The sequence below is a fragment of the Streptomyces sp. NPDC033180 genome, from assembly GCF_055577645.1.
Map to the genome: position 1 here is coordinate 635,186 of NZ_JBVIPU010000002.1, position 20,161 is coordinate 655,346.

Consider the following 20,161-nt stretch of genomic DNA (forward strand, 5'->3'; position numbering starts at 1 on the left):
GTGTCGCGCACATGACAGTCCACGGGGGTGGTCCTCTCTGCTGGGAAGGACGGACGGACGTGCGGGATTGCCGGATGTCAGAGGGCGGTCGTCAGAGGGCGGCCACGGCCCGGCGCAGAAAGCCGAGCCCGCCGGTCGCGAGCGCGTCCTGGGTGGGCGCGAGGGGCCGCCAGACGGACGCGGCGACAGCGATGGCGTCGTTGTGGGCCGTGAACGACTCGATGCAGAGCGGCCCTCGGTAGCCGGACTCGCCCAGGGCTCGCAGGAAACCGGGCCAGTCGAGATGATCGGTGCCGGGGGCGCCGCGGTCGTTGGCGCACACCTGGACGTGGGCGATGCGGCCCGCCGCCGCGCGGACCGCTTCCGGCAGCGAGTGCTCCTCGATGTTCTGGTGGTACGTGTCCAGAGCGATGCCGATGGAATCCTCGGGCAGGCCCGCGAGGCCCTCCAGGGTCTGCGCGACGGTGTTGAACAGGCTCGTCTCGTAGCGGTTGAGTGGCTCGACGGCGATACGGACACCGGCGCGAGCCGCGTACTCGACGACCGGGGCGATGTGTTCCCGCCACTCCTCGTACGCCGCCTCGCGCGCGGCCCGGTCCATCCGCCACGTCCGGCCGACCGCCGCGTACACCGGACCCGCGATCGCGGGGGCACCGATCGCGTGGGCCGCGTCCACGCAGCGGCGGAGGTAGTCCTGGGTCGCGCGCAGGGTGCCCTGGTCCGCGCGGACCAGGTTCCGCTCGTCGGGCATGACGGCGACGACGACCGCGGGCGCCAGGCCCGTGGCGTCGAGCAGCTTGACCACCGCCGCGGGTTCCCAGTCGTCGGGCTGCTCCAGGGGCAGCTCCACGCAGTCGAAGCCCCAGGCCGCGAGCCGGGGCAGTGTCTCGCCGAGTGCCTCGGTGGTGACCGGCGACTGCCAGATCCAGGGGTTCGCGCCCAACTTCCAGGCGGTGTACGTCACTTCTTGCCTCCCCAGTCCTCGGGGAAGCCCGGCAGTTTCTGGCAGCCGCACATCGCGTAGTGCAGGGGCGGCATGCCCTCCTGGAGGTACTCGTCGAGGTTGTCCTGCGTGACCGTGGGCTGCGGCAGCTTCCACTCCTTGGGCACCTGTTCGCCGTCCAGGATGCGCAGGGCCGCGATGACCGGCGTACGCCACTGGAAGGTCGGATAGGTGGGGGCGATCGCGGTGAGGTCCTTGTCCTTCCACGCCTGGAGGAAGTCCTGCTGGTCCTCGCCGGTGATCGGCGGGACGTCGACGCCCGCGTCCTCGAAGGCCTCGACGGCGGCGACGGCCGTGGCGCCGGAGTCCATCCAGACGCCGTCGATGGAGCCGTGCCGGGAGATCGCGTCGGAGACGATCGACTTGGTCTTGGCGGGGTCGCCGTCGGTGAACTTGGTGTCCACAACGGCGAGTTGGCTCTTGTCGAAGGCCAGCTTCGCCGCCGACCAGCGGGTCTCCAGGACGTCCACGCCGGGCGAGATGCGCAGGGCGAGGATCTTGCCCTTGGGCTTGACCCTGTCGACGAGGAAGTCCGCGGCGACCGCGCCGTAGCCATAGCCGCCGATGGGGTTGACGAAGGTGACGGCGCAGTCGGTCTCCACACCCCGGTCGAAGACGATCACCGGGAGCTTGCCGCAGGCCTCCTTCACCGCGGGGGTGAGGGTGGCGGTGGTGTTCGGCGAGACGATGAGCGCGTCGCAGTCCTTGTTGCCCGCGAGTTCCTGGATGTCGGAGATCTGCTTGTCGTCCTTGCCCTGGGCGTCGAGGACCGTGAAGTCACTGATCTCCTTGTGGAGCTTCACCTCGGCCTTCATGTTCTTCAGGCCGACCTGGCGCCAGGGGTTGAAGACGCCGGCGTTGGAGAAGCAGAGGTGAGTGCCGCCCGAGCCCTTCTTCTCGTACTGGGCGGTGTCGGTCATCTCCGGTTCGAGCATCTGCTCCCAGGGCTTGGCGGCCGGTCCCTCGGGGGCCCCCTTGCCGAGCTTCAACTGGCGGTCGTACTCGGCCTGTTCGAAGAACTTGGAGGGTTTGTCGCCGTCCTTGTCGGAGCCGGCGGTCTGCGATGCCCCCGCGGGCGCGTCGGGCGGCGTGTCGCTGGAGCAGGAGGTGAGCAGGGCGGCGCCCGCGAGGAGCGCGGCGGCGGGTGCGAGGGCGCGTCTGTGGTTCACATGGATGTGCATCACGAGGGTCTGCCTCCCGAGGAGTGGGTACGACGGCGGCGCAGCCGGGACCAGTCGGCGGCCCCGAGCCCGACCGCGGCGATGACGATGACGCCCTGGACGGTGGACTCCAGGGCGCCCGATACGCCCTGCAGGTTGAGCAGCGTGAACAGAGCCTGCAGCGAGAAGGCACCCGCCATCGCGGCGACCACCCTGCCCCGGCCGCCGCCGAGCACGACCCCGCCGAGGACCACGGCGGTGATCGCCTCGAACTCGTAGCCGCGGCCCGCCTGCGCGGAGACCCCGGAGAAGCCGCCGACGAGGACGGCGGCGAGCGCCGCCGCCGCGCCGGACAGGACGAAGGCGATGACGCGGGCACGGTGCACGCGGACTCCCGCCAGGGCGGCGGCGCGTTCGCTGTCCCCGGTCGCCATCAACGTACGGCCGAAGTCGGAGCGCATCAGCAGGACGGCGACGACACCCGCGACGAGGCAGGCGAGGACCGCCCATGGCAGCCAGCCCATGGCGGTGCCGCGTCCCATCTGACGGAACCCCTCGGACAGTTGGCCGTGCGGGGAGCCGCCCGTCCAGAAGAAGACGGCGCCCTCCAGGATCAGCATCATGCCGAGCGTGGTGATGAAGGAGGGCACTCTCAGGCGGGTGGTGATCAGCCCACTGACGAGGCCCGTGGCCGCCCCGGCGAGCAGCAGGCCGGCCGTGATGAGCGGCCAGGGAGCGTGCGGGAACGAGCCGTACACCTCGGCCGCCGCGACGACGCCCGCGGTGACGATCGCCCCGACGGACAGGTCGAACTCGCCGCAGACGATGACCAGATACTGCCCGGCGGCGAGGATCACCAGGGGCGCGGCCCGCTTGACGAAGGCGAGGAAACGGTCGGGTTCGTAGAAGCCGGGGTCGGTGGCGGCGAGCGCCACGAGCAGCACGACCAGGAGCGCGTAGACGGGCGCACCGGTGCCGAGTGAGCGGACAACGCGCTTGTACGGTGCTGGTGTTGGGGCCTTTGCCGTGGAGCCCGTCTGGCTGCTCATGCGGACCTCCTGCTGCCGCGCCGTGCGTAGAGGGCGACGGCGGCGATGATGACGACGCCGCGGACGACGTTCTTGAAGAACGGGTCGACGCTGAGCTGGTTGAAGACGGAGTCGAGCACGGCGAGCACGAGGACACCGCCGAGCGTGCCCGCCACTCCCCCGCGCCCACCCGCGAGTACGGTGCCGCCGAGCACGACGGCGGCGATCGACTCCAGGTCGTAGCGGGCTTCGGTGCCCGCCCAGGGGGCGCCCGCGCCGAGCCGTGAGGCGAGGAAGAGGGCGGCGGCGCCCACGCAGAGCGAACACAGCACGTGGGCGGCGATGATCGTGCGGCGGGTACGGACGCCGGAGAGCCGGGCCGCGTGTTCGTCGCCGCCCGTGGCGTACAGATGGTGCCCGAAGCGGGTGCGGCGGGTGATCAGCCACATCGCGGCGGCGATGGCCGCGAGCAGGAAGAGCGAGACCGGGATCGGGCCCATGCGGTCGTAGCCCAGATGCTGGAAGGAGGCGGGGACCTTGCCGGCCGGGCCCGTGTAGTTGTCCTCGATCCAGCCCCGCAGGATGAACGCGGTGCCGAGCGTCGCGATGAACGCGTTGACCTTGAGCCCGGTGACGATGAGGCCGTTGGCGAGTCCGACGGCCGCTGACAGGGCGAGGACGGCGAGCACCGCGGTGACGACGCTGCCGTCCTCCATGGTGGTGGCGGCGACGAGTGTGCCGAGGCTGATCAGGTACGCCACCGACAGGTCGAGGGACCCGGTGAGGATGACGGCGGTCTGGCCGACGGCGACCAGGCCGAGGGCGACGCAGTTCTGCAGGATGCCGACGACGTTCGAGAGCGTGAGGAAGTCGCCGCCGCGCGCGGCGACCACGATCCAGCCGAGCACGGTGACAGCTCCGGCCGCGAGCCAGACGCCGACGGCGGGGTCGGTGAGCCTGCTGCGGCTGGGGGCACGGGTCTTCAGGGAGGCGGGCGGTGGGGCGACGGTGGTGCCGGTGGTACCGCTCACGCGACGGAATCCTTTCCGGACAGGGCGCTCGGGTCTCCTGGCGGGGCGGCCGAATCTCCGGGCGGGCCGGTCGTGGCGAGCCGCATCACGTCCTCCTCGGCCGCCCCCGGCGGCAGTTCACCGGCGATGCGGCCTTCGGACATGACGAGGATGCGGTCGCTCATGCCGATGAGTTCGGGCAGTTCGGACGAGATGATCAGGACGGCGATGCCCTCGCGGGCCAGTTCGCGGACGAGAGTGTGGATGGCGGCCTTGGCGCCCACGTCGACGCCTCGGGTCGGTTCGTCGAAGAGCAGGACGCGGGGACGGGTGGCGAGCCACTTGGCGATGACGACTTTCTGCTGGTTGCCGCCGGAGAGGAAGCGGGCCTCCAGGTCCTCGCCACGTGCCTGGAGCCGCACCCGCTCCAGGAGCTCGGTGAGTTCGCGGGCGGCGGGCGGCTCCGATCGGGCCGGTACCGCGCGGGTCACGAGCAGGGCGTTGTCGCGCACGGACTGGCGCAGGGCGAGCCCCTCGGCCTTGCGGTCCTCCGTCACCAGGGCGATCCCGGCGCGGATGGCCTGCCGCGGGGTGGTGGGCCGCAGGGCTTCGCCACCCACCGTCATCGTCCCGCCGCTGAACGGGGCGGCGCCGAACAGGGCCCGCGCCAGGGAGGTACGGCCGGAGCCTTCGAGGCCCGCGATGCCGGTGACCTCGCCGGCGCGCAGCGTCAGGTCGATGCCGCGGAGCCGGTCGTTGCCGCCGCCGGTGACGGTGAGGCGTACCTCTCCGATGTCGCCGGGTTGGGCGCGTGGCGGGTAGTAGGCGCTCAGCTCCCTGCCCACCATGGCGCGGACGACCTGGTCGGTGTCGGTGTCCTGGGTGCGGACGGTCGTGACGTGGCGGCCGTCCTTCAGCACCGTGATCCGCCGGGAGAGTTCGAAGACCTCCCGCAGGCGGTGCGAGATGTACAGGATGCCGAGGCCACGGGCCGCGAGCCGGCGTACGAGGTCGTGCAGGAGGCCCGCCTCGTGATCGGCGAGTGGCGCGGTCGGTTCGTCCATGACCAGGACGCGGACGTCGGATGCGAGCGCCTTGACGATCTCGACGGTCTGCTGCCGCGCGACGGACAGATCGCGGACGTACGTGCGCGGAGTGATGCCCGATACGCCTGCCTCGGCGAGGAGTTCGGCGGTGCGGGCCTCCATCGTGCGTCGGTCGACGAGGCCGTAGCGGGTCGGCTCGCGGCCCAGGAAGACGTTCTCGGCGACCGTGCGGTGCGCGAGCAGCGCGAACTCCTGGTGGATGATGCCGATTCCGGCGGCCTGGGCCTGCGCGGGATGACTGAAGGAGTGCTCCGTTCCGTCGAGCACGATGGTGCCCTCGTCCGGGACGTGTTCGCCGGCGAGGACCTTCATCAAGGTGGACTTGCCCGCGCCGTTCTCGCCGACCAGCGCGTGCACCTCGCCGGCGGCGAGGTCGAGCGATACGCCGTGCAGCACACGCACTCCGAGAAAGCTCTTGGACACCCCGCGCATCGCCAACATCTCTTGCGTCGCCTGCATCGCCTGCACCCTCGGCTCCTTCGGCAGCGGTCTGCAGAGCAATGTGATGAGGGAGCTTTGACCTGTCAAGAGCCCAAGCAGCTTTCTCTGCAGGCGAGTTGACGGCCACTTAGGTCGATCGCCGAACAGCATCGGCCTTGTGAGCAGCGAAACTCGTCCCTATGGTGACTGCCATGTCTGGAGCGCCGGATCACCCCGATTCCGTACCGTCCACACCGTCCTCACCCGGTGAAGTCCTCGCCCTGCTCCGTACGGGGGCGGTGGAGACCCGCGCCGATATCGCCCGTCTGACGGGGCTCGCTCGGTCGACGGTGTCGCAGCGGGTGGACGCGTTGATCGCGCACGGCTTCGTCACGGAGGAGGCCGACGGCGGTTCCACGGGCGGCCGGCCACCGCGCCGGCTGCGTCTGCGCACGCGCGAACATGCGGTGGCAGGAGTCGACTTGGGGGCGTCGCACTGCCGGGTCGCCCTGATGGACATCGGCGGCGAGATGCTCGCGCTGCGCGAGGACCCGCTCTCCATCGCGGACGGCCCGCAGGAAGTTCTCGGCCATGTCGAACGGACGCTGCACACCCTTCTCGATGAGGCGGCACGCGACCCCGCCTCGCTGCAGTCCATCGGGGTCGGGGTGCCGGGACCCGTGGAGTTCTCGACGGGCCGCCCGGTGGATCCCCCGATCATGCCGGGCTGGCATCAGTACCCCATTCCCGAGTTCTTCGCCGAGCGGTTCGGGCCACGCGCCCTCGTCGACAACGACGTGAACGTGATGGCGCTCGCCGAGCAGCGCCGAGCCTTCCCGGACACGCGCTATCTGCTCTACATCAAGGTGGGCACGGGCATCGGCTGCGGCATCGTCGCCGACGGCCGGCTGCACCGGGGTGCGCAGGGCAGTGCGGGCGACATCGGGCACATCCGGGTGGGCGACATCGAGGATCCCTGCCGGTGCGGCAACTCCGGGTGCCTGGAGGCGGTGGCGGGCGGCGCGGCGATCGCACGCAAACTCTCCGGGCTCGGCCTGCAGGCGACCTCGGGCAGCGATGTCGTACGCCTGGTGAAGTCCGGCAACCGCGACGCCGTCCGCATGGTGCGCGAGGCGGGCAGAGCGGTGGGCGAGGTGCTCGCGGGCCTGGTGAACTTCTTCAACCCGGACACGGTGGTGGTCGGCGGAGTGATGGCCGCCGTCCACGATCAACTCCTGGCGGGCGTACGGGAAGCGGTGTACCGCCGCTCGCACCCCTTGGCCACCCATGTGCTCCGCATCGAGCCGAGCCGCACCGGCGAGAACGCGGCGGCGATCGGCGCGGGCATCCTCGCGGTCGAGCACGCGCTGTCCCCGCGGCAGGTGGACCGGGCCCTGGCGGGCGCGGCCCGGTGAATGCCGTCGGAGCGCGGCCGTACACCCCACCCCGGCCCGCGAAGACGGGCAAGCACCTCGTGCCCCTCAGATCCCGTCCTCGGAGGTGAGCTCCTCGCACAGCGACCAGACCGCTTCGCGCGTACGGGGGTCCTCGGCGAAGTCCGGCCACCGGACCCGGCGGCACTTGGCGTTGAAGTAGGCGCCGGTGACGTGCGCGACCTCCGGGCTCGCCGCCAGGTGGATGCTGGACCTGGCGGGCCTGGCGAGATCCGCGAGCAGGATCGGGCCGAGCAGCCGGACGAGGGGCGCGGCGGGGCGGTACGCCCAGGGGAAGGCACTCATCGGGGTGGACTTGTTCCCCGGTGTGTAGGCGTGGCCGGGATAGGCCACGTTGATCGTGACCGTGCCGCCCTCGGTCCGCCGGGCGTGTTCGTAACTCATCGCCATGAGCGCGGCCTTGGTGTGGTTGTACTGGCCGAAGGTCCAGCCGACGAAGGTCTTCTGCGCCTGGAGGTTGCCGGGGTCGACCGGGCCGCGCGGGATACCGCCCGTGAGGTTGATGACCCGGGCGGCTGGCGCCTTCTCCAGCTGGGGCATGAGGCACCGGGTGAGGAAGAAGGGCGCGAGGACGTTCGCGGCGAAGGCGGTCTCCACACCGTCGGCGGTCAGGCGACGAACGGGCGGGTTCATGCCGAAGTTGTTGACGAGGACGTCGATCCGGTCGAAGCGAGCGCCCACCTCGGCGACCACCCGGTGCAGGCCTTCGCGCAGCGTGAGATCTGCCGCCACCGTCTCCACGGAACCGCTCCCGGCCTCGCGCGCGATCTCGCGCGCCGCCCGGGCGGCCCGTTCGGGGTCACGGCCGACGAGGATCACGTCGGCTCCGCGCCGCGCGAGTCCCCGGGCCGTCTCCTTGCCGATCCCTCCCGTACCACCGGTGACCAGTGCCGTTTTGCCGCGTAAGGACGTCATACCGCCTCCTGTGATGGGCTGCGCTCCCAAAACACGTCACTCGGTGACACGTTAGGCAGTGGGTGAAGCAAAGTAAACTCCGGTGCATGGGAAGCGGAGAGAGTGCAGAGCAGCCGGAGACCGGTGGGCTGCGCGCCCGGGCCCGGCGTGCCATGCGGGCCGAACTGGCGTCACTGGCACTGGAGTTGTTCGCCGCGCGGGGTTTCGACGAGACGACCGTGGAGGACATCGCGCACGCCGCGGGTCTGTCGAAGCGAAGCTTCTTCCGGTACTTCCCGTCCAAGGAGGATGTGGTCTTCGGCGCCGTGGAGTCGATGGCGGACGACGTCGCCGACGAGGTACGCGGACGGCCCGACGGCGAGGCGCCCTGGGACTCCCTCCATCAAGTGCTTCGGGCATGGCAGGAGCGGATCCATGTCTCCGGACGGCAGTTGGCCGAGCTCGCCCTCATCGACGCGACGCCGTCGCTGCGCGCACGGCTGCACCAGAAGCGGGACGCCATGCGGGCCCAGGTAGCCGAAGCACTCGCGGAACGGCGGGGCGCGAAGCTGGACCTGTTCAGCGCCGACGTCCTCACCGCGGCGGCCACCGCGGCGCTCGACGCGGCGGACCGGGAGTGGCTGCGCTCGGGCGGCACGGCGGACCGCGGCGTCCTTGTCGACCGGGCGTTCGCGACACTGCGCCCCTGAGCCGGGCCCGTGCTGCTCATTGGTCCAATCCAGTGACGCGTCGCAGGCCGCGCCGCCTGCCGGGGAGAAACCCGCCGGGACCGGCGCTGACATGGGAAATTCCTTGCCCTGGGCATGATTGACGGATCGTCGGAGAGCCGGTACCACTGACGCACGCCCGGCCCCGCACGCCCCATCACGCTTCACCGTCCCAGGAGGCTGCATTGCGAGGATCCGCCACCGCCCGCACCCCTGCCGCGCGCAGACGCGCCATCAGGACCGCGGGCGCCCTTGTCTCCGCCGGTCTGCTGCTTCCGCTGCTCGGTGCCGCGCCGTCCGCCCCGTCCTCGTCGTCCTCGTCGCCCGCCTCGTCGCCGGACGCGCTGCAGGGTGCCTTCGCTGCCGCGGCCGCCGAATACCGCGTCCCGCAGAGCGTGTTGCTCGGAGTGTCCTACCTGCAGTCCCGCTGGGACGCGCACGGCGGCGCCCCGAGCGTGAGTGGCGGCTACGGCCCGATGCACCTCACCGACGCGCGCACCGCCGTCGCCGGCACCCCGCACCACAGCGAGGGCGATGAAGATCCGCGCGGCGACGCGTCACGCGGCGTGCTGAAGCCGAGGGAGTTCACGACTGAGGTGCCGGAGAACTCCGAACTGCCGGCCCGGCTCAAGACCCTGCCCCGCGCCGCCGAACTCAGCGGGCAGTCCGCCGAGAAGCTGCGCACCGAACCGGCCGCCAACGTACGCGGCGGCGCCGCCCTGCTCGCCGCCGCGCAGAAGAAGCTCGGCAAGCCGCTGAGCGACGACCCCGCCGACTGGTACGGCGCGATCGCCCGCTTCTCCGGAGCCGACGACCGGGCCACGGCGGCGACGTACGCCAATGACGTCTTCGCCGTCATCCACGACGGCCAGGAGCGCACCACGGACGCCGGGCAGCGCGTGGCGCTCGCGGCGGTCAGCGGCCTGAAGGCGGATGCCTCGCAGGTACGGGGCATGGGGCTGCGGAAGGCCCCCGAGGGCGAGACCGAGTGTCCGTCCACCGTGTCGTGCGAGTGGATCCCGGCGCCGTACGAGGAGTTCAAGGACCCGAACGGCAACGACGACTACGGCAACCACGACCTGTCGAACCGGCCGGGGAGCCAGAGCATCGACACGATCGTCATCCACGACACCGAGGGCCGCTGGGAAGGCGTCCTGAACATGGTGCAGGACCCCACATACGTGTCCTGGCAGTACACCCTGCGCTCCACCGACGGCCACATCGCCCAGCACGTGAAGGCCAAGGACGTCGCCTGGCACGCCGGCAACTGGTATGTGAACTCCAAGTCCATCGGCCTGGAGCACGAGGGCTTCCTGACGGCGCCCGACACCTGGTACACGGAGGCGATGTACCGCTCGTCGGCACGCCTCGTGAAGTATCTGTCGAAGAAGTACGACATCCCGCTGGACCGTCAGCACATCATCGGGCACGACAACGTCCCGGGCACGCTGCCGTCGACGATCGCGGGGATGCACACCGACCCCGGCCCTTACTGGGACTGGCAGCACTACTTCACACTGATGGGCAAGCCGTTCAAGCGGACGGCGGGCCCGAACGGCGGTCTGGTGACGGTGGCGCCGGACTACTCCGAGAACCGGCCTCAGTACACGGGCTGCGTCAAGCCCGGCGAGAAGTGCGAGCCGCACGGTTCCGCCGCCGTGCGCGTCCACACCGAGCCGCGTGACGACGCGCCGCTCATCAAGGACATCGGCCTGCGGCCCGGCGGCGGCGACTCGACGACCGGCGTGAACGACACCGGCGCGCGCCTGTCCACCGGCCAGCAGTACGCGCTCGCCGACCGCGAGGGCGACTGGACCGCCGTCTGGTACCTGGGCCAGAAGGCCTGGTTCAAGAACCCGAAGAAGCAGCCGACGGCCGTCGACGCGAAGGGGCTCGTGGTGACCCCGAAGGGCGACGCCGCGGAGATCCCGGTGTACGGGCGTGCCTACCCGGAGAAGGAGGCGTACCCGGCGGGCGTCCCGGTGCAGCCGGTCACGCCGCTGCCGTACAAGCTCCTCGCGGGACAGAAGTACGCGATCGGCGACAAGGTGCCGGGCGAGTACTTCTACGCGCCGACGTTCGACACGGCGCCGCACAAGGTGGTACGCGGCAAGGACATGTACTACGAGGTCCAGTTCGGGCACCGCGTGGCGTATGTCCGGGCTGCCGATGTGCGGGTGGTGCGCTCGGGCTCATAAAGCCGTCGAGGACGGTCGGGGGCCGGGTCCGCGTGGGGGCGGGCCCGGCCCCGACGCGTGAGCCGGCCGGCTCTCGTGCGCGAGCGGACTCAGTCGAGGACGTACCGCTGTCCGGCCCGCGCCTTGAAGGTCTTCTCGCCGCCCTTCAACAGGCCGCTGCGCACGGTGAGTTCACGGGTGCGCGAGGCCGTGAGCACGATGCGGGTGGCCCGTCCGCCCGACCACTCGACGTCGAGGCGTGCCCCACCGCGCGCCCGCAGGCCGCGCACCGACCCCTCGGGCCAGCTCGCGGGCAGCGCGGGCAGCACCTCGATGACGTCGAACTGGCTCTGCAGGAGCATCTCCACGATGCCCGATGTCGCCCCGAAGTTACCGTCGATCTGGAACGGCGGATGGGTGTCCCAGAGGTTCGGCAGCGTCGAGGACTTGAGCTGCTCTCCGAGCATCTTGTGCGCGTGGTCGCCGTCGCGCAGCCGCGCCCAGAAGTTGACTTTCCACGCCTTGGACCAGCCGGTGCCGCCGTCGCCGCGCGCGGTGAGGGAGACCTTCGCGGCGTCGGCCCACTTGCTGCCCGGCTCGATCTGGCGCCCGGGGTGCAGGGCATAGAGGTGGGAGACGTGCCGGTGGTCGTCGGTCCTGGAGTCCACGTCGGCCTTCCACTCCTGGAGCTGCCCCCAGGAACCGACGCGCAGGCCGGGGTCGAGCTTGCCGAGGGTCTTGTCGAGCTCGGCACGGAACGCGGCCGAGTCACCGAGCACGCGTGCGGCCTCCAGGGTGTTGCTGAGCAGGTCGTGCACGATCTGCTGGGCCATGGAGTCGCCCGCGGTGAAGTCGCCGTGCTCGGGCGAGTAGCTGGGGGTGACGACGAGGGTGCCGTCGCGGAGGTCGGTACGGAGGTTGTCGAGCCAGAACTCGGCGGCTTCCTTCATCGCCGGATACGCGGTGGAGCGGAGGTACTCCGTGGAACCGCCGAAGCGGTAGTGCTCGTAGAGCTGCGCGGTGAGCCAGGCCGCGGCCTCGGGGAACCAGAAGGAGGTCGACCAGTCGTGGACGCCGGTGAAGCCGTAGGGGTTGGTCTCGTTGTGCACCACCCAGCCCCGCGAGCCGAACATCTCCTTCCCCGTACGCCGCCCCGGCGCGCGCAGTGCCTCGACGAAGCGGTCGTAGGGGGCGGTGGTCTCGGCGAGGTTGGCTGCCTCGGCGAGCCAGTAGTTCATCTGGAGGTTGATGTTGGTGTGGTAGTCGGCCGACCAGGGCGGGGTGGTGCTGTTGTTCCACACGCCCTGGAGGTTCGCGGGCAGCGAGCCCGCGCGGGATGAGGCGATGAGGAGGTAGCGCCCGTACTGGAAGAAGAGGGCTTCGAGCGCGCGGTCGGCCGCGCTTCCACCTGCGCCGTATCCCTTGAGCAGCTGGTCGGTCGGGACGTCCGCCGGCGCGCTCTGGCCGATGTCGAGGGCGACCCGCCCGAACAGGTCGCCGTGGTCGCGCAGATGGCGGGCGCGGATCGCCGCGTGCCCGTCGGCGATGGCCTTGTCGACGGTGCGGGCGACGCGAGCGTGCGGGTCGTCGCCGCGGTAGTCGGGGTAGGTGTCGGCGTAGTCGGTTCCCGCGGCGAGGGCGAACCAGACATGATCGGCTCCGCTGACGGTGATGCTGCCGTCCGCGTTCGCCGTGCGCGTACCACCTCGGTGCACGACGCGCAGCTGCGCCTCGAACTTGAGGCCGTTGTCGGCGAGTTCACCACGTACGGCGATCCGGTCACCTTCGGCCTTCGCGGTGAAGTCGGCGCGGGGCGAGGTGTGGCGCAGGGTGCAGGTGACGCTCGCGGGGCGGTCGGCGGCCAAGCTCCCGACCAGCACGCCGTCGGGGTGGGAGGCGAAGAACTCCCGCTCGTGGCGCACCTGTCGGTGGGTGTACGTGACGGTCGCGAGGCCCCCGCGGAGATCGAGGGCACGGCGGTACGTGGCGTCGGGCGCGTCCGGGGCGCCCGCCATGTCGAGGTGCAGATCGCCGAAGGTCTGGTGGGCGCCGTAGCCGCGGCGGGGCTGGCCGAGGTCGGCGGCGACCGCGTCGGGGGCGAGCCCGCCCTTCTCGTCCAGTTCCTCGCGCACGGCGTCGAGTGCGCCGGGTCTGGCCTCGCGCCAGTTGCCGTGGTCGTAGCCCTCGTGGGAGCCGGGGCCGCCGGTCCACAGGGTCTTCTCGTTGAACTGGAGGCGCTCGGAAGCGAGGGTGCCGAAGACCATGGCGCCGAGTGCGCCATTGCCGATGGGGAGGGCCTCGCGCTCCCAGTCGGCGGCGGGCTTCGCATACCAGAGCAGCGATTCATCGGAGGTGTCGCGCCTGTCATGTCGCCCCTCGGCTGCGGCCACCGTACTGGAGAGCACGCCTCCGCCCGCCGCCAGAACGGTCGCTCCGCCTACGGCGGACTTCATCGTGGTTCTTCGCGAGATCCCGGGAGTCATGACCGGTCACGTTAAAAGTCCGATGACTCGCCTGGCAAGGCGCATGACAAAACCCACCCCTCCGACAGCAGGGGTGGGTGCGTGGCCCTCGGTCGTACCGGGTGTGTCAGCCCTGCTGGAAGAGCTCAGCGGGCAGCGGCTTCAGGAGGGCGTACAGATCGTCGGTGATCGGCCGGTCCCAGGCGGCGATGGTGACCAGGACGCCGTCGCTGCGGTCGAACTGCACGCAGGAGATGCGGCTTTCGGAGAGCTTGAGGCGGCGCACGATCAGGAGGTTGTCGCCCTGCATCACCGGCATGTCCTCGGTGGTGACGACGGTGACCTCCTCGTCGTTCTCCAGCGCGAGCAGCAGCTGGGCGACCTCGAAGGGCACCTCGTCGTCGGCGATCTCGCGCGCCGGTGAACCCTCGGGCAGATTGCCGATGATCATCGCGGGGCCGCGCCCGCCGAAGAGGTCGTAGCGCAGGAAGACGCCCTGGCAGCTGCCGTCGGGGGCGGGCAGCAGACCCGCGCCGAGGTTGCCGGGCCAGTCACCCGGGTCCATGGCCAGGACATCGAAGTCCGGACCAGCGGGAGTGGCGGAGCTGCGGCGGCGGAGGAAGGACATGCGCCAATGGTACGTGGCCCGCGGCGCTTGTCGGCGCGGGGGCGGCGCCGGTCCGCGCGGGGGCGGCCGGAGGGCGAGCCGGTGTTCAGCGCGAGGTCAGCGGGGCCGGTGGGGCGCGAGCGCGGCGGCGAGGGCGAGGTGGACCAGAGCGGTCCGTTCCCCCTTTCCGGCAGACGACGGACAGCGCGGAGCGACCGGACGACTGCCCGCTCGTCGGTGTGCGGCTTCTCGGCGATGCGCGGCGTTGCTCCGCGACGCGCGCGGCAGGCTCGCCGCGGGCGGTGAGCGCCCCGGCGCGCTCGCCGGGGGGGCGCCTCCGTATCGGCGCTGTACGGCGGACGGGACGCGGCCGCGGCCGACGCCGGCTTGTCACGGACCCGATCGTCCTCGCCTCTGAACTCCTCGGCGGGTGCGCGAAGTTCGCCCGGGTGGTCGGCGATGACGAGCAGGAGCGGTGGGGCCTCCGCCCACCCGGGGCCCGGGAGCCCGGGAGCCCGGGAGCCGATGCGGCCACCGCGGTGCGGTTGGCTACGGTCATGCACTCCGACGAAGGGCTCCCCACGTGACGGTCGGCACCGGGAACGTACTCAACTACTGGCACGGCGGCCTGAGCGACGTCCCCGACGAGGTGTGGCGCCACCCGTCCCTGGAGGTCCTGCTCCTCCCCGACAATGAGCTCACCCGGCTCCCCGCCCGGATCGGCACCTTGGCCTCGCTGCACACCCTGGACCTGGGCCACAACCACCTGACCGAGCTTCCGCCGGAGCTCGGCGACCTGACGGCCCTCAGCCGCTTCCTCTACGTCCACGACAACCGCCTCACGTCGCTTCCGGAGACCCTCGGCAACCTGACGCGGCTGACGTACCTCAACGTGGGTGAGAACCGGCTGACGACGCTGCCGGACACACTGGGCTCACTCGACGCCCTGGTGGAACTGCGCGCCCAGCACAACCACCTGACCTCGATGCCTTCGTCACTCGGCGCCCTGACGTCCCTGCGTGAAGTGTGGCTGCGCGGCAACCGCCTCTCGTCGCTGCCCGCCTCGGTGGGCCGTCTCGGCGAACTGCGCGAACTGGATCTGCGCGAGAACGAGTTCGCGACGGTGCCGGAAGCTCTGCGCGACCTGCCCCTGCTGCGGAGGCTCGATCTGCGGACGAACCGCCTGCGGGAGCTCCCGTGGTGGCTCGGCGATCTGCCCGCCCTGGAGAAGCTCGACCTGCGCTGGAACGAGGTCGCCGTGCCGCAGGAACTGATGCGGAGGCTGGAGGGGCGGGGGTGCGTGGTGCTGCGGTGAGTATCGGCGATTGGCCGGGGGAGCGGGAGCCGTTTCTAGCGGTGTTCCGGAGGCACCACGGCCACCGCGCCCTTCGCATGCAACAGCACCGCGTTGGTCACCGATCCCATCAGTCTCCCCAGTGGCATCCGGCTCTGGTGGCGTCCCACCACCACGAGCTCCGCCTCCCGCGACGCGTCCACAAGGAGACCCGCCGCGTCCCCCGGCAGTACCTCCTTCTCGACGCGCACCTTCGGACTGCGCTCCTGGAAGGGCGCGAGCTGCTCGCCCGCGAGCTCCGTGTACCGCGCCGCGGTCGCCGCGTCCGCTTCCGCCGAGGTCACGAAGTCACCGGTGGACGTGTAGACGAGGACGGGCCCCGGGTAGGCGCAGACGACCCGGAGCACCGCGCCCCGCAGCGCCGCTTCCACGAAGGCGAAGCCGATCGTGTCCTGGTGCGGCGAGAGCGGATCGAGCCCGAGCACCACGCACGGCTCGGCCCCCGCCGTGAGCTCCTCGTCCGGCCTCACCACGACCACGGGGCACGCCGCCTCCCGCGCACACGCGAGACCGTTCGAGCCGAGCAGCAGACTGGCGAAGCCGCCGCGCCCGCGCGACCCGAGCACCAACAGCTGTGCCTCGTCGCCGAGCGGCGTGATGTCCCGCCCCGGGGCGCCCTCCACGATCTCGACCGTCAGCGGAGGCAGATCCGCCCGCCCCTGCAGGGCACCGCGGACCCGGTCGATGACCGGGTCGGCGTCCGGGCGGTGGTCGAGGGTCGGCATGTGCGGACCATCGGCCAGCGGCATCGCGTACTGCCGCACGTGCACGATCCGCAGCGGCGCGTTCCGCAGCCGTGCGGCGGTCAGCGCCCATTCCAGGGCGTGGTCGCTGCCGGCCGACCCGTCGACGGCCACCACGACAGGCAGGTCGAGGGCCGGGGCGGGTTCGGCCTGGGCGGGTCCAACGGGCGCGTCGTCACTCACGGCTTCCTCGTCTCCGGCGCAAGGCCAAGGTGGGCCGGCTCCGCTTGCGGCCCCGGCCCCGTGCGGGAGGCCGGCCGAAGGCGGAGTCCGACGTCACCAGGTCAGCACGGCACAAGCCGCGAGCGGCCGCGACAACCGGAGACGAGGGTCCACAACGCCCCACACGGCCTACGTCAGGTCGAACTCCCCCGCCCGCGCGCCGTGCACGAACGCTCCCCACTCCGCCGGTGTGAAGATGAGGGACGGGCTCTCGGGGCGGCCGGCGTTGCGCATCGCGATGAAACCTTCGACAAAGGCGATCTCCACATCACCCCGCCCCTCGCTGCTCGATTGCCAGTCCGCTGTGCTGAGGTCGAGCTCCGGCTTGTCCCAGCCCGCGAGCGGGCGCTGCTGACCTGCGAGCGGATGCTGCTGAATGGTGCCTTCGGCCACGTCCGTGCTCCTCCCGATGCGTCGTCCGCCCGCCAGCCTAGCTTTCGGTTCCGGTACCGGACAGGCCGCGGAAGGAGGAGGGCCGCCTGTCCGGCACGACACACCCGTCACGTGGTGGGCGGCTCCGCGCCGACCAGCCACATGGAGAAGAACTGCGAACCGCCGCCGTAGGCGTGCCCGAGCGCCCTGCGGGCCCCGTCGATCTGGTGCTCACCTGCCTGGCCGCGCACCTGAAGTGCCGCCTCGGCGAACCGGATCATGCCCGAGGCGCCGATGGGATTGGTGGACAGGACGCCGCCCGACATGTTGACGGGCAGATCGCCGTCCAGCTCCGTCACGCCCGACTCGGTCAGCTTCCAGCCCTCGCCCTCCTCGGCGAAGCCCAGGTTCTCCAGCCACATCGGCTCGTACCAGGAGAACGGCACGTACATCTCGACCGCGTCGATCTCGCGCCGCGGGTCGGTGACCCCCGCCTGCCGGTAGACGTCGGCGGCGCAGTCCTTGCCGGCCTGCGGCGACACGAAGTCCTTGCCCGCGAAGAGCGTCGGCTCGCTGCGCATCGCGCCGCCGTGCATCCAGGCGGGCGGCCGGGGCGAACGGGCCGCGCCCGCACGGCCGGTGAGGATCATCGCGCAGGCTCCGTCGGAGGACGGGCAGGTCTCGGAGTAGCGGATCGGGTCCCAGAGCATCGGCGACGCCTGGACCTTCTCCAAGGTGATGTCCTGCTCGTGGAGATGGGCAAAGGGGTTCTTGAGGGCGTTGCGGCGATCCTTGTAGGCGACGAGCGAGCCGACCGTGTCGGGGGCGCCGGTGCGTCGCATGTACGCGCGCACGTGCGGGGCGAAGAAGCCGCCCGCGCCCGCGAGGAGCGGCTGCTGGAAGGGGACGGGCAGGGAGAGCCCCCACATGGCGTTGGATTCCGACTGCTTTTCGAAGGCGAGGGTGAGTACGGTGCCGTGGACGCGGCCCGCGATCAGGTTCGACGCGACCAGCGCCGTGGACCCGCCGACGGATCCCGCCGTGTGGACGCGCAGCATCGGCTTGCCCACGGCACCGAGCGCGTCGGCGAGGTACAGCTCGGGCATCATGACGCCCTCGAAGAAGTCCGGCGCCTTGCCGATGACGACGGCGTCGATGTCCGCCCAGGTCAGTTCCGCGTCGTTCAGGGCGGCTTGGGCGGCCTCGCGGACGAGGCCGGCGATCGAGACGTCCCGCCGGGCGGCGACGTGTTTGGTCTGGCCGATCCCGACGACGGCCACGGGCTCCTTGCCCGCCCCACTCACCCCACTCATCACGACTCTCCTTCGAGGACGGCGACCAGGTTCTGCTGCAGGCAGGGGCCGGATGTGGCGTGTGCGAGGGCCCGGTCCGACTCGCCCCGGTGGATGCGGGCGGCGGCCTCACCGAGCCGGATCAGACCGGCGGCCATCATGGGGTTCGCGGCAAGCGCGCCCCCGGACGGGTTCACCCAGACGTCGTCGCCCAGCTTCAGCGCCTTGCGCAGGACGACCTCCTGGGAGGTGAACGGCGCGTGCAACTCGGCGGTGTCCACGGGCCGTTCGAAGGCTCCGGCCCGCTCGGCGGCCAGACGGCTGGAGGGCGAGTCGGTGAGGTCACGTACGCCGAGGCTGTGCGCTTCGATGCGGTGGTCGATGCCCCGTATCCAGGCGGGCCGCTCGCAGAGCTCACGGGCCCGGTCCCCGGCCGCGAGGATCACGGCGGCGGCCCCGTCCCCGATGGGCGGGCAGTCGCCGGTGCGCAGCGGACGTACGGCGTAGTCCCCCTGTGCCACCGCACCCCGCAGCTGTGCACGGGAGTTGGCGGACGCGTCCTGGCGGCTGCGCGCCGCGACCCCGGCGAGCGCGGGCTCGTCGGTGTCCCCCGCGTCGATCAGGGCCTGCGCCTGGAGAGCGGCGAGGGCGACCGAGTCCGGCCAGAGGGGTGCCACGTAGTACGGGTCGAGCTGCCGGGTCAGTACGTCACGCACCGACCCGGGCGACGACTTGCCGTAGGAGTACACGAGCGCGGTGTCGGCCTCGCCGGTGAGCAGCTTGGTCCACGCCTCGTACAGCGCCCAGGCCCCGTCCATCTCGACGTGCGACTCGGAGATCGGCGGCCAGGCACCGACCCCGTCGAGCGCCATGGTGAAGGAGAAGGCACGCCCGGCCAGATAGTCCGACGACCCGGAGCAGGTGAAGCCGATGTCGCTGGTCTTCAGGCCGGTGGCGGCGAGAACCTCGTGCAGGACCGGCATGAGCATCTCCACCTCGGAGAGCTCGTCGGTGGAGCGCCGATGGTCGGTCTGCCCGAAGGCGACGATGGCGATGTCCCGGACGGGCCGCATCACGGACGGCTGCGCGGACGGCTTCGCGGGCGGCATCTACACCAGCTCCTTGTACGTGTCGTAGTCGGCGTCCGGCTCACCCGTGGGCCGGTAGTGGTCGGGGAAGCGGGCACCCTCGGTCCACACCGGCTCGACGCGCAGCCCCATCCGCACCTGGTCGTAGGGGATGCCCGCGATGCGGGCGTGCAGGGCGAGATCGGCGCCGTCCAGGGCGATGTGCGCGTAGACGTAGGGCACTTCGATGTCGAGGTTCTTCGCCTTGATGTTGACGATGCAGTACGTGGTGACGGTGCCGCGGGGGCCGACCTCGACCCGTTCGGTGGTGGCGACGCCACAGGTGGGGCAGGCACCGCGGGGCGGGACGTAGACCTTGTGGCAGGAGGGGCAGCGCTCGCCGACGGTCTTCCGCTCGGAGAGTGCCTTGATGTAGGCGGTCTGCGCGCGGCCCGGCGCATAGGTGTAGTCGAGCCGCGCGGCGGCGACGATGCCGGTGACGGGGTCGCTGAACTCCCCGTCGTGCGGCACGGCTTCACTACCTCCCGCCCCCTCGTACGGCTCGAAGCAGGCGATGTCGGTGATGGCACCGGTGCGGTCGTCGGCCCAGCGGATCCGGACGCGCATGCCGGTCCTGACCGCTTCGGGGTCCGGCGCGTCCAAGGCGTGCAGCAGGGCGGTGTCGGCGCCGTCGAGCTTGACCAGGACCCAGGCGAAGGGCCTGTCCAGGGGCTGCCCCCTGCGGGGTTCGTGGTTCCAGGCCCAGGTGGTGACGGTGCCGGTGCCAGAGACCTCGACCAGGTCGCGTATCTCGTCGGCGGTGACGGGGTCGTACTCGACGGGCGGGACGAGGGTGCGCCCGTCGGTGGTCCTGACTCCGAGTACGGTGCGTTCGCGCAGCCCGGTCAGGAAGGCGCTCTGCACGGGCCCGAGGGACCGGGTGAAGGGAAACTCGACAACGAGAGGCGCACGAAGCACTTCGGGTGAGGGAGCGGATGCCATGAGCAGAACTCCGTTTCTCGGAGGCGCCCCGAAGGGGCGCGGGGAACTGCGCGACCAGCC

General features: G+C 71.3%; 17 protein-coding genes. 4 read left to right on the top strand and 13 right to left on the bottom strand.

Annotated elements, in window-relative coordinates:
• Positions 1-91 precede the first annotated feature (91 nt).
• The 5 genes from ACZ5WE_RS09580 to ACZ5WE_RS09600 are packed head-to-tail and all read right to left on the bottom strand — an operon-like array spanning position 92 to position 5,748.
• Positions 92-964, bottom strand: a complete 873-nt coding sequence (locus ACZ5WE_RS09580) for a sugar phosphate isomerase/epimerase family protein (protein ID WP_467684146.1) — start codon at positions 962-964, stop codon at positions 92-94.
• Positions 961-2,184, bottom strand: coding sequence for a substrate-binding domain-containing protein (locus ACZ5WE_RS09585; RefSeq protein ID WP_467684144.1), 1,224 nt, complete (start codon positions 2,182-2,184; stop codon positions 961-963). Before ACZ5WE_RS09585 ends, ACZ5WE_RS09580 begins: the two co-directional genes overlap by 4 nt.
• Entirely contained in the window at positions 2,184-3,212 is a 1,029-nt protein-coding gene (locus ACZ5WE_RS09590) for an ABC transporter permease (RefSeq protein WP_467684142.1), read from the bottom strand. The genes ACZ5WE_RS09585 and ACZ5WE_RS09590 overlap by 1 nt, the downstream gene beginning before the upstream one ends.
• Complete coding sequence (locus ACZ5WE_RS09595; protein WP_467685153.1) at positions 3,209-4,177, bottom strand: ABC transporter permease; 969 nt, start codon at positions 4,175-4,177, stop codon at positions 3,209-3,211. Before ACZ5WE_RS09595 ends, ACZ5WE_RS09590 begins: the two co-directional genes overlap by 4 nt.
• Positions 4,178-4,218: 41 nt before the next feature.
• Positions 4,219-5,748 (bottom strand): sugar ABC transporter ATP-binding protein, encoded by a 1,530-nt coding sequence (locus ACZ5WE_RS09600; protein WP_467685151.1) that lies wholly within the window; start codon positions 5,746-5,748, stop codon positions 4,219-4,221.
• Between the two features lie 191 nt (positions 5,749-5,939).
• Here ACZ5WE_RS09600 and ACZ5WE_RS09605 point away from each other — a divergent pair, with 191 nt between their 5' ends.
• Complete coding sequence (locus ACZ5WE_RS09605) at positions 5,940-7,142, top strand: ROK family protein (protein ID WP_467684140.1); 1,203 nt, start codon at positions 5,940-5,942, stop codon at positions 7,140-7,142.
• 66 nt (positions 7,143-7,208) lie between these two features.
• Here ACZ5WE_RS09605 and ACZ5WE_RS09610 read toward each other — a convergent pair whose 3' ends face one another.
• Positions 7,209-8,096 carry an SDR family NAD(P)-dependent oxidoreductase gene (locus ACZ5WE_RS09610; protein ID WP_467684138.1) on the bottom strand — a complete coding sequence of 296 codons (888 nt, stop codon included), beginning with the start codon at positions 8,094-8,096 and terminating at the stop codon, positions 7,209-7,211.
• 86 nt (positions 8,097-8,182) lie between these two features.
• On the opposite strand from ACZ5WE_RS09610, the gene ACZ5WE_RS09615 reads away from it, so the two are divergent.
• Together ACZ5WE_RS09615 and ACZ5WE_RS09620 are read left to right on the top strand one after the other, a co-directional pair.
• The gene (locus ACZ5WE_RS09615; protein ID WP_467684136.1) at positions 8,183-8,785 is read left to right on the top strand and encodes a TetR family transcriptional regulator; all 603 of its coding nucleotides are present in this window, start codon (positions 8,183-8,185) and stop codon (positions 8,783-8,785) included.
• 203 nt (positions 8,786-8,988) lie between these two features.
• Positions 8,989-11,001, top strand: coding sequence for an N-acetylmuramoyl-L-alanine amidase (locus tag ACZ5WE_RS09620; RefSeq protein ID WP_467684135.1), 2,013 nt, complete (start codon positions 8,989-8,991; stop codon positions 10,999-11,001).
• An 89-nt stretch (positions 11,002-11,090) separates the two neighbouring features.
• Here the strand turns inward: ACZ5WE_RS09620 and ACZ5WE_RS09625 are convergent, their stop codons facing one another.
• Together ACZ5WE_RS09625 and ACZ5WE_RS09630 are read right to left on the bottom strand one after the other, a co-directional pair.
• A complete protein-coding gene (locus tag ACZ5WE_RS09625) occupies positions 11,091-13,433 on the bottom strand; it encodes a glycoside hydrolase family 95 protein (RefSeq protein ID WP_467684134.1) in 2,343 nt (780 codons plus the stop codon).
• A 136-nt stretch (positions 13,434-13,569) separates the two neighbouring features.
• Complete coding sequence (locus ACZ5WE_RS09630) at positions 13,570-14,070, bottom strand: hypothetical protein (protein WP_367039047.1); 501 nt, start codon at positions 14,068-14,070, stop codon at positions 13,570-13,572.
• Positions 14,071-14,632: 562 nt separating this feature from the next.
• On the opposite strand from ACZ5WE_RS09630, the gene ACZ5WE_RS09635 reads away from it, so the two are divergent.
• On the top strand, positions 14,633-15,364 hold the full coding sequence (locus ACZ5WE_RS09635) for a leucine-rich repeat domain-containing protein (protein WP_467684132.1): 732 nt from the start codon (positions 14,633-14,635) through the stop codon (positions 15,362-15,364).
• Between the two features lie 35 nt (positions 15,365-15,399).
• On the opposite strand, the gene ACZ5WE_RS09640 is transcribed toward ACZ5WE_RS09635, so the two are convergent.
• The 5 genes from ACZ5WE_RS09640 to ACZ5WE_RS09660 form a co-directional block, all read right to left on the bottom strand.
• Complete coding sequence (locus ACZ5WE_RS09640; RefSeq protein ID WP_467684130.1) at positions 15,400-16,329, bottom strand: universal stress protein; 930 nt, start codon at positions 16,327-16,329, stop codon at positions 15,400-15,402.
• 168 nt (positions 16,330-16,497) lie between these two features.
• A complete protein-coding gene (locus ACZ5WE_RS09645; protein ID WP_336605706.1) occupies positions 16,498-16,761 on the bottom strand; it encodes a DUF397 domain-containing protein in 264 nt (87 codons plus the stop codon).
• A 107-nt stretch (positions 16,762-16,868) separates the two neighbouring features.
• A complete protein-coding gene (locus ACZ5WE_RS09650; RefSeq protein ID WP_467684128.1) occupies positions 16,869-18,053 on the bottom strand; it encodes a thiolase domain-containing protein in 1,185 nt (394 codons plus the stop codon).
• Complete coding sequence (locus ACZ5WE_RS09655; RefSeq protein WP_467684126.1) at positions 18,053-19,141, bottom strand: thiolase domain-containing protein; 1,089 nt, start codon at positions 19,139-19,141, stop codon at positions 18,053-18,055. Before ACZ5WE_RS09655 ends, ACZ5WE_RS09650 begins: the two co-directional genes overlap by 1 nt.
• On the bottom strand, positions 19,142-20,101 hold the full coding sequence (locus ACZ5WE_RS09660; RefSeq protein ID WP_467684125.1) for a Zn-ribbon domain-containing OB-fold protein: 960 nt from the start codon (positions 20,099-20,101) through the stop codon (positions 19,142-19,144).
• Positions 20,102-20,161: the final 60 nt, after the last annotated feature.